The 9,663-nt window shown below is 44.9% G+C and carries 9 protein-coding genes; 1 reads left to right on the forward strand and 8 read right to left on the reverse strand.

Annotated elements, in window-relative coordinates; genetic code table 11:
- The 8 genes from WMO66_RS04595 to WMO66_RS04630 form a co-directional block, all read right to left on the reverse strand.
- Nucleotides 1-349, reverse strand: a 349-nt coding sequence (locus WMO66_RS04595) for a leucine-rich repeat domain-containing protein (protein WP_349135210.1), incomplete at its 3' end; no start/stop codon positions are given.
- Nucleotides 336-1,082, reverse strand: coding sequence for a hypothetical protein (locus tag WMO66_RS04600; protein ID WP_349135211.1), 747 nt, complete (start codon nucleotides 1,080-1,082; stop codon nucleotides 336-338). The genes WMO66_RS04600 and WMO66_RS04595, both read right to left, overlap by 14 nt.
- A 94-nt stretch (nucleotides 1,083-1,176) precedes the next feature.
- The gene (locus WMO66_RS04605) at nucleotides 1,177-2,220 is read right to left on the reverse strand and encodes a helix-turn-helix transcriptional regulator (protein ID WP_349135212.1); all 1,044 of its coding nucleotides are present in this window, start codon (nucleotides 2,218-2,220) and stop codon (nucleotides 1,177-1,179) included.
- Between the two features lie 87 nt (nucleotides 2,221-2,307).
- On the reverse strand, nucleotides 2,308-3,267 hold the full coding sequence (locus tag WMO66_RS04610; RefSeq protein ID WP_349135217.1) for a DnaB-like helicase C-terminal domain-containing protein: 960 nt from the start codon (nucleotides 3,265-3,267) through the stop codon (nucleotides 2,308-2,310).
- Nucleotides 3,268-3,278: 11 nt separating this feature from the next.
- Nucleotides 3,279-3,596 (reverse strand): hypothetical protein, encoded by a 318-nt coding sequence (locus tag WMO66_RS04615; RefSeq protein WP_349135213.1) that lies wholly within the window; start codon nucleotides 3,594-3,596, stop codon nucleotides 3,279-3,281.
- A 12-nt stretch (nucleotides 3,597-3,608) separates the two neighbouring features.
- Nucleotides 3,609-7,481, reverse strand: a complete 3,873-nt coding sequence (locus WMO66_RS04620) for a PolC-type DNA polymerase III (RefSeq protein ID WP_349135214.1) — start codon at nucleotides 7,479-7,481, stop codon at nucleotides 3,609-3,611.
- 1 nt (nucleotide 7,482) lies between these two features.
- Nucleotides 7,483-8,313 carry a hypothetical protein gene (locus WMO66_RS04625; RefSeq protein ID WP_349135215.1) on the reverse strand — a complete coding sequence of 277 codons (831 nt, stop codon included), beginning with the start codon at nucleotides 8,311-8,313 and terminating at the stop codon, nucleotides 7,483-7,485.
- 77 nt (nucleotides 8,314-8,390) lie between these two features.
- Nucleotides 8,391-8,657 (reverse strand): hypothetical protein, encoded by a 267-nt coding sequence (locus WMO66_RS04630; RefSeq protein ID WP_349135219.1) that lies wholly within the window; start codon nucleotides 8,655-8,657, stop codon nucleotides 8,391-8,393.
- A 307-nt stretch (nucleotides 8,658-8,964) separates the two neighbouring features.
- On the opposite strand from WMO66_RS04630, the gene WMO66_RS04635 reads away from it, so the two are divergent.
- Complete coding sequence (locus tag WMO66_RS04635; protein WP_349135216.1) at nucleotides 8,965-9,600, forward strand: ADP-ribosylglycohydrolase family protein; 636 nt, start codon at nucleotides 8,965-8,967, stop codon at nucleotides 9,598-9,600.
- The last annotated feature ends 63 nt before the right edge of the window (nucleotides 9,601-9,663 follow it).

The raw sequence follows: 9,663 nt of genomic DNA on the forward strand, positions 1-9,663 counted from the left end.
CAGGAATCGCAATGCTGGTCAGGCCGCTGCAGCCGGAGAATGCGTATTCCCCGATGGATGTTACGGAGTCAGGAATCATAATGCTGGTCAGGCCGCTGCAGTCACAGAATGCGGATTCCCCGATGGATGTTACGGAGTCAGGAATCGCAATGCTGGTCAGACTTCTGCAGTCGGAAAATGCGGATTCCCCGATGGATGTTACGGAGTCAGGAATCGCAATGCTGGTCAGACTTCTGCAGTCGTAGAATGCGTATTCCCCGATGGCAATGACAGCGTTGGGAATCACTACATTCCCTCCGGGGCCGGTATAACTTGTGAGAATGCCATTTTCAATTTTAAAATCGTTCATATTCAGTCGCTCCTATTATTTTCTTCACTATTTCTTCACGAGAAAGCGGTTTTTTCTTGCTCACAATAAACCTTGGATGGTAGGTCCAAAAGGTCGGAATTTCAGTGTGGACAATATTCGTTATATCAACGCAGACGTTGTCTATTGTTGGCTTATATTCCGCAAGAGTATTTTCTCTCAAGCCCAATGCTTTTTCCATGGTTACTACATAACCTGGTCCTGTAATAAAAACAATTGCATTTGGCTTTAATACTTCAATTTCCTTTTGCAATAGAGTTTTATTTGAATGTGGCAGCTTTTGATTTAATGCTATTTCGATTTCTTCTGTTAAGCTTTTGGTTTTGCCATCAATATTCCGTTGCGCTTTATCTACATTATTCCAGCAGGGCACAATCCCATGGTTACTAAATAATTTGAAAAAGCTCCAAAAAGGAGAGCTATTTCTCCTACCAAATCTCTCTTTATACACTGCATCTGTATCGTATCTTAACTGGTAGCATAAATAGTCAACCGTCCATTGGCGGCTATCTTTAAGGGTCCAATCTGGTTTGTAGATGCCCCAGCCACGAGTTTCTTGGCCGATTATCATAATCCTCTTATTGGAATTTACATATTGCTCCGGAACGCCAGTAAAGAAAGGGTATGTTATGTTTGCGTTAGGATTCTCTTTTATATATGGCTCAAAGATCGTATCAAACCATTCTTTTTGAAATTTGTATAGTTCTTCATTCATGATAACGATATTTTCCCTTTCCTTTCTGCTTTTCACTTTAGAATCATTTGAGAATCACAAATTGGTTCCCAATTTTCAAAATTGCAGGAATAATTTATAAATTATAATGATCCGCCGCTGCTTTGATATCCTCTTTTACCTGCTGTACCAAGCTCTCCGGGGACAGGACCCTTGCGTGCAGTGCATATTGCAGGGCCCAGCGGCGCATGGCTGCGAGATTCACCCTTGTGCGAACGCTGACTTCCTCCTCCGTTTCGTCAAAGAAGGTGATTTCTCCGCCAAACCAGTCCATAATGTCATTGAGCAAATACCTTTTTGCGCGGAAGGTGACAACTCCACTTTCCCCTGTGAACATATATAAATGCTCTGCCATATGCTTGGGCAGATCAAAGCCATGCTCCAGGCCCTTTACCTGGCTGGTTGGCTTTGCGGGCGTATCCAACAGGCGGATATCCGTAATCCGGTCCATACGGTAGTTGGCAAGGTTATCGTATTTATCATAATTCCCGATCAAGTAATACCGGCCGTTGGTTGCTGCGATCTGATAGGGATTGACGATGTATTCCTGATCTCGTTTAGGATGCAGCCTCTTGTCGGTGCCGTACGTATTGTAGATAAAGGCCACCTGCCTGCCCGCAGCGATCGCTTCATCAATGATCTCAATAGTATAAAACAGCTGCGGATTACTCGGCGCCGTTTCCTCCATAGTGGAGATAAACCGCACTCTGGATTTGAAGTACCGATTGGAAAGCCCTGCCAGCTTTTCAACTAGCTCCCTACACTGACTGTAGGGAATATGCTTTGAAAACAGCAGACTGTCAATCAGCAATCGCAGCTCCGCATCTGTAAAATCCCGTTCCAGATAGAAATCAGAGAGCATATAGCTTGTTTCTGCCTGCCCTTGCTTGTTGATATAAGTACGTGCAATATCATCTCTGCATTCAACGGGATAACCTGCTGCCATCAGATTTGTCAGATTTCGGGCAATCGTTTTGCGGTCAGCAGCCATATCATAGTCGGTCCAGAGAATATCTGCGATCTGCTTTTGGGTCAGCCTATGTTCCTCGTCGGTATATCGCTTCAGAATGTCCAGAATGTTCATAATGAGCATTTTCTTTGCCGGTGCGGTTTGTGGCATTGCAATCACCTCATGCTTATTGTACTTCGTTTAACCCTATATTACAAGGCTGGATGTGGTATTTTTGCCACCTCCAGCCAAACAATTCTAATTGCTTTTATATGAGGATTTGTTTTGGCCCTGAATAAGGAGTTCGATAAGCCTATTGCTCGCCGGATCATATTTGATTTTACGATATCCATATGTTCCATCCGGATTTTTGATCACTGTAATATACAGTCTATCTTTGCATTTGCCATTCCCGTGCACCGTTACGATTTTATCCAAGAACTTTAGCATTCTTTCTTCCGGCAAATCCGCAGCAGTCGGCCGATAGCCCTCCATTTCCATTCTTCTTTTGGAAAGAGATCCGGTCAAGACAATCGGGATTCGGCTGTCCTTGGCAATGGACCAAAGCTTTTCGGTAATTTTTTGCAATTCCTCACTACGATTTGTACAGGGTTCCTGCATTGTGAGAAAGCTGAGATTATCGATTAAAATAAAGTCAGGATAATCCTGCACTCTCAATGCCTTCATTTTATTACAGATTTCTTCTACGCTGATGTTCGGGGTACTAATGATCGAAATGTTGGAAAGCTGAAGTGCGGCGAATACAGTTTCTACTTGCTCCAGTTCTTCGCCTGTGAGGGACTGCGCATTTTGGAGGCTGCTTTCCTCTATACCGGTACACAAGCTGATTAAGCTACGTGCATAGGAATACTGCCCTCTGCCAGCATTAAACACAAGCACCTTCTTGTTTCCTTCCATGCCTGCTGCATGTATGATGTTGAGTCCGACGGCAAAATTGTACCGCTCTTCCGCACTCCCAACATAAAGCAATTCCCCGGGGTGTAGGCCCCCGATCATTGTATCAATGGATGCAATTCCGATTCGGACAGCACTTCTTTTTCCTTTTTCATAGGTTTTTTGAATCTTATTCAGCTCTGTCAAAACAACACTGGTCAGGCTCACGTTATCCCCAAGCCACCGGTCGATGTGACGCCACTCCGATGGAGGCAGACTGACGCAGTAGTAATCATCCTCTGCTTTCTTGTTTTGCGCTGTCATTGTCACTCACCTCAATCTTCCTTGTCCAAAGTATTCTTCGTTGGACTGTGCTCCAAGGGAATCCCGTTTCGAATGCGGTCGTATTTCGCTACATAGAATGCACCGTGAACGCCGCCCAGAATATTAACTGCCTCAATTTCCAAAAGGCCATATCGTTTCTGCAGTTCTTTTCTTAACTGGCGCCGTTGTCCAACATCCTCTGAGGTATTGCAGGTACACTTTTGTGCCTGATTGTAGTAATAATCAACGGCTTCTTTTGTGAGCCACTCGCCTTTGTGCTTTTGCCGTTCATGGATAAGCCGCTTCATCTCTTTATTGGTAGATATCACAGTACAAATCTCCTAAAATAGTGTATCGAACATACTGAGCTGATTGCTTTTCGGCAGATCGTGAAAAATTCCAAGTCTGTCCAACTCAATGAGCATTTTCTGACCTACAAGAGTTTTGACTTCTAGATCAGCTACGCAGGAAATTTCTCCGCTTTGAATCGCATCAGCCATACTCTGGGCCGCCTTTTCGCCTAGCCCGGTAATGCTCGTCAGCGCAGGCATAATCTTTCCGTCAATAATCGTAAATTTTGACACATTCGCTTTAAAAATATCAATCGGGAGAAATTCAAAGCCTCTTGCATACATTTCCTGCACCGTCCGCATATCCTTCAGCATGTCCTGCTCCTTCTTGCTCAGTTGTTCCTTGCCCAGTAACTGCTGCATAACCGTCTCCAGTGCGTCTTTGCCCTGGCACATCAGCTCATAAGAAAAGTTATCTGAACGAATGCTGAAAAAGGCGGCATAGTATTCCAGCGGATAATAGAGCTTACAGTATGCGATGCGCCATGCCATCATCACGTAGGCTGCAGCATGGGCTTTGGGGAACATATACATGATCTTTTCGCAGGAAGCGATATACCAGTCCGGAACATCATGAGCACGCATTTCTTGCTTCCAGCTTTCCCATTTGTCACATGCGCCTTTTGCGACCTTACCTTTTCGCACGTTTTCCATAATGTTGAACGCCGTGCCGGGCTCCAATCCCTTGTGTATGAGATAAATCATAATATCATCACGGCAGCAGATTGCAGAAGATATGGTGCAGACACCGTTCCGAATCAAAGTTTGCGCATTTCCAAGCCAAACATCCGTTCCATGCCCTAATCCTGCAATACGAATCAAATCGGAGAAATGCTTCGGCTGTGCATCGATGAGCATATCTTCTACAAAGCCTGTTCCGAATTCCGGGATGCCTAACGAACCAACACGCCAGCCAAAAATATCCTCTGGCTTTAAGCCCAGAGCTTCGGGTGATGTAAATAAAGACATAACGCCCTTGTCGTCCAGAGGAATTTTTGTTGGGTCTAATCCGGTTAAGTCCTGCAATTCCCGAATCATCGTTGGATCATCGTGCCCCAGCTCATCCAGCTTCAGCAGGTTGTGATCGATGGAATGGTAATCGAAATGTGTTGTAATAATAGAGGAAGACATATCATTGGCCGGGTGCTGAACAGGCGTAAATGTATTGATATCTTCGCCTTTGGGGAGAACGATAATTCCTCCGGGGTGCTGGCTGGTGCCTCGTCTGACGCCGCTGCAGCCCCTTGCTAATCGGTCGATTTCGCACCTGCTTTTTTGAAAGCCACGCTCCTCAGCGTAGCTGCGAACCATACCATAGGCAATCTTATCTTTCACCGTTCCAATTGTTCCGGCCTTAAAGGTCTGACCCTTGCCGAAGATCTCCTCGGTATATTGATGCGCTCTGGCTTGGTATTCGCTGGAGAAATTCAGGTCAATATCCGGCTCCTTATCGCCATGAAAGCCCAAAAAGGTCTCAAACGGAATATCAAATCCGTCTTTAGCAAGCCGTGCTCCGCAGCGTGGGCAGACCATATCCGGCATATCACAACCGGCCCCGCCGGAATACTGTTGTACCGTTTCTGAGTCAAAATCTGAGTAGAAGCATTTTTCGCAGCGATAGTGCGGCGCAAGAGAATTTACCTCAGTGATTCCAGCAAGAAAGGCCACAAAAGATGAGCCTACAGAGCCTCGCGAACCAACTAAGTAGCCATCCGAAACAGATTTCCATACCAGCTTCTGCGCAATCATGTACATCACGGCATATCCGTTGCCAATAATTGCATCCAGTTCCTGGTTCATTCTTTCCTCTACAACAGCAGGAAGCTGATCTCCATATAATTCGTGTGCCCGTCGTGTGCAGATCTCCCGCAAAGTGATGTCACTGTTCTCTATTACCGGTGGGCATTTATCCGGGCGGACCGGGCTGATCGCCTCAATCCTGTCTGCAATCAAATTAGAATTGGTGATTACAACTTCTTCTGCTTTTTCTTCTCCTAAATAATCGAATTCCTCCAGCATTTCATCCGTGGTACGAAAATATAGAGGCGCCTGGTTGTCCGCATCCTGAAACCCTTTTGCGTTCATAATGATTCTCCGATAGATTTCATCTGATGGATTCAAAAAATGGACATCCCCTGTGGCAACCACAGGCTTGCCAATTTTCTCCCCCAATGCCACCACTTTCCGGTTAAGCGCTTGCAAATCGGCTTCCATCTGGACTTCCGGATAATTTGCATCGTCGAGGATCATAAAATGATTGTTTCCGGTTGGCTGTATCTCGAGGTAATCATAGAGGCTCGCAAGATTTCTAATTTCTGATTCCTTCTTGCCATGCAGGATTGCCTGAAAAATTTCACCGGCCTCGCAAGCACTTCCGATGATAATCCCGTCACGGTGCTTGATTAGTTCCGACTTAGGGATACGAGGCCGTTTTGCATAAGCGTACTTACCGCCGTAATAGTCCAAGTGGGATTTTGAGATCAGCTTGTATAGATTCACTCTGCCGACTTCGTTCTGCACCAACAGAATAATGTGATACGATTTCTTTTCCTGAATAGAGATGCCTGACTCGGCATCCTCCACATCATTCACAAGATACCCTTCGACGCCATAGATCACCTTGAAAAAGTTCTTGTATTCTCCGGAATCAATTCCATCCTCTTGGTTTTTCTTCCGGAATGCCTTCCACAGATCCTCTCGCATATGATTTGCATCCGGAAAGGAATGAACGACACCATGGTCGGTAATCGCTACGGCAGGCATTCCCCAATCGTAAGCGGCCTTCACGATATCCCTGACGTCGCTGACGCCATCCATATCGCTGGATTTTGTATGGCAGTGAAGCTCCACCCGTTTCCGATTTGCAGAATCATTTCTTTTGACTGCGAATTCCTCAATTGTACTGATGCCGAAAACGGTGGTGATGGATCGTTCTTGGCTGTACGGATCAAAGCCCGCAACCCCTTTTATTTTAACACATGTGCCTTCCTGCAGCTGTGCAGAAAGCTTGTCTGCGATTTCTGCTTTCAAGAAAAGCTTTGCTGCAATAGAATCCGTATCATCGGTAAGCGAAAGAATCAGGAGCTTCTTCTCTTCCTGTTTGGTTTTTCGGACCTCAGATGATAGAATTCGTCCACGAACCACTATGTTACCCTTTATATCGTCCAGCTCATCCAGCCTGGTAATGGCACCATCCGTGTTTTTTCCGTAAAGCAACAAGGACTCCGGTTTCTTGGGCGTAGTTTTTGCTGTATCTGCTTTTTGTCCTGTCGGAACAGCTGTTCTATATTCATTCAAAATGCGGAGCCTCTCTTGTTCGTGGTTAAAAAGCTGAGCCTGAATGAACTCGGGATCCTCACAAACCTCAAGAAATACGCACGTATCAAGCCCGAATCGCATAAGCAGAATCTCTTTGAGATAATCGATCAATTTTTGCCCGGCGATTTCCGCCATAAACTTGTCCTTGGTTCGCAGAACGATTCCTTTCGAGGTTTCTTCTGCATAAGACCCTTTGTAAAGCATTCGCACAGGAATATCTTTCTTTTTATGCTCTAATTCCCATGCAATGTTATCCTTGTACTGTTCCAGAATTTCCAAAGCGGTTGGAACGGGATTCAGCATGAACCGAGGAATTATGCGGACAAGTATATCATGGCTAGGAAAAGCCTGGTCTGCAATCAGCTTCTCTGCTTCGGTCAGGCCGGGACTGTCTATCATGTGGTCCGCGCTTACAAAAACATCCAGTCGCTGCGCTTTTTGATAATAGTCCACATTTTTCACCAGCAAGGTCTGTGTTTCTGTACGAAGCTCCTGCGGGACATTACGAACTTCAAAAAAGGAAAATATTTCTTGATCCTGCATCATTCTATGTTCCTATTTCATGAAAAACAAACGTAATACGTTCAAATGCGGCGGACGGATTGCGGATTCTGCTGCATAACCAATAATGTTCTTTCCATTGTATGATCCGGGTCTGGAATCCCTTGGACAGGGAAAATACAAATTTGGGATTCCAACGGCTCTTTTGCAGCAAAGGATTTTGATCCAAATCAATTTGAGGGGATGAATCCGTAATGCTCAAAAGATATAAGATCAAAGGAAATGCGGTAGAGCATTCTACAGAGAAAGGATATTTGTTTGTTTTTAGCCAGCGGGTCAAGGCAGCCACTGCAGCCAATTCTTCTGCCGCACCGGCCTCTAAAACCGCCCAGTATTCCCGGTGAACCCGTTTCACAAGCCGTTTGTCAGGATTCATGCCATATTTGCTATGCAGCGCAGTGCTGATATCCGCCTCGACACTCTCCTCAATTGCGTGCGTTGGAAGATACGCAGTACCATTGGACATCCGCATGGCATTGTAACGGCCTTGCGCTCCGGATAGGATGCTTTTCAGTTCTGTCATCATATCTAAAAAGCTGTCACAGCGCACAAAGGATGGCAAATCCGGAACCTTCGTTCGGCCAAGCCACACGATTGTTCCGTCCAGCCGGTTTCCCATATCCATATAATAGAGAAGCAGCACACGCAAGGCGTCTTGGCACATATTTGCAGCATTGCTTACAACACAAACTGCATTTGTTACAATCAAGTCTGTTACACACGCAGCAATTACCAGTTCATATTCTTCCGGCAACGCTGCCTGCAAATGTTCGAATTGCGGCTTTGTGAGACCGTAAGCAATCAGTAGCTTGTTCATATTAGCACTCCTTTTCAACTTTTTTGCCTTCTAATAATAACCTGCCGGATAGGGCAAAAGCGCCCCATCCGGCAGGTTTACGTTATCCTGTGTGTTTTCAAGTTGTATGTGGCGAAAAAGTCACATTCTCTTCTATATACTACAGACTGAAAGAAAGCCGGAAGAAAGAACCGGAAGAAAGAATCGTCCTTTATTATGTAGCAGGGCAATGCAGGAGCGTGGTGAAATATGTCTTCAAATTCTTTGATGAGAAGCAAGCCTGCATCGGAGGATAAATCTCCTCCAGCGAAATTTATTTTAATCTGCCTATTGCTTTCTAATGATAAGGTGTTTGCAATACTCATAAAGGGCTTCTTTTGCTGGTATTATTTGAGATTTGACACCTTAATTTCATCACAAATGGATGTCCTCTTTTCATTCACTTGATAGGTGAAAAGCAATATTCAGTTAAAACGCAGTAACTATGTGGCTTTCAGCCACTTTCACGGCTTTGCCGTGAATAATGTAGGATAAATCTCAAGTTTTAGCTGCATTTCTCGTTTTTGTGTAAGATTCTATTGTATGTTACGTTTTCGGTACAGGAAGCATGATAAAATATCTGTATAAAAATCGAAATCGTATGTAAAAAATTATTACTATTGGAGGGAACCCATGCTTGGATCGATCTGCGGAGATATCCTGGGCTCAACTTATGAATTTGGCATTGAAAATCAGGATATTTTTTTGCTTCATGAAAATGATGATATGACGGATGATTCGGTATTAACCTGTGCGGTTGCCGAATGGCTCGTTGAATATGGAACTCTTTCTGGACTGGGAAAAGGGGAACATCAATATATCTTGGCCAGAAAGTTTTTTGACTATACCATGCGTTACCCGGACAAGGCATACGGTTTAAAATACATGGACTGGATCTTAACTTATGAAGAAAGAGGAACGATTCCAGAACCGCCCGACAGTCTGGGATATGGCTGCGCTATGCGGGTAAGCCCGATTGCCTATGCTTATAAAACGCTTCACGAAGTGGAAGCATACGCCTGTCTGCAGGCAGAAGTAACACACAATAATCCCGAAGGGATCCGTGGCGCCTGTGCCATCGCAGCGGCTACGAAAATGGCATTAGACGGCAGAACAAAAAACGAGATAAAAAAATACATCTCATCCAAGTATTTTTATAACTTAAATCAGACCATCGAATCGATCCGGTCAGTGAAACATGAATTCTCTCCCACTTGTCCGGTTACTGTTCCACAGGCGTTGATCGCCTTTTTAGAGACTAACTATTAAAAGTCAAGCCCGAAATGCGGAGGAGCGGCAAAAATTTAGACGGTTCAAAAGGGGTATAGCAAA

This window comes from Faecousia intestinalis, assembly GCF_040096185.1.
Taxonomy (GTDB): Bacteria; Bacillota; Clostridia; order Oscillospirales; family Oscillospiraceae; genus JAZOXB01.

Bases quoted from the DNA above. Each gene is read 5' to 3' on its own strand.
- WMO66_RS04635 (WP_349135216.1), top strand. From the start codon at position 8,965: ATGCTTGGATCGATCTGCGGAGATATCCTGGGCTCAACTTATGAATTT.
- WMO66_RS04630 (WP_349135219.1), bottom strand. From the start codon at position 8,657: ATGAGTATTGCAAACACCTTATCATTAGAAAGCAATAGGCAGATTAAA.
- WMO66_RS04610 (WP_349135217.1), bottom strand. From the start codon at position 3,267: ATGACAGCGCAAAACAAGAAAGCAGAGGATGATTACTACTGCGTCAGT.
- WMO66_RS04605 (WP_349135212.1), bottom strand. From the start codon at position 2,220: ATGCCACAAACCGCACCGGCAAAGAAAATGCTCATTATGAACATTCTG.
- WMO66_RS04600 (WP_349135211.1), bottom strand. From the start codon at position 1,082: ATGAATGAAGAACTATACAAATTTCAAAAAGAATGGTTTGATACGATC.
- WMO66_RS04625 (WP_349135215.1), bottom strand. From the start codon at position 8,313: ATGAACAAGCTACTGATTGCTTACGGTCTCACAAAGCCGCAATTCGAA.
- WMO66_RS04620 (WP_349135214.1), bottom strand. From the start codon at position 7,481: ATGATGCAGGATCAAGAAATATTTTCCTTTTTTGAAGTTCGTAATGTC.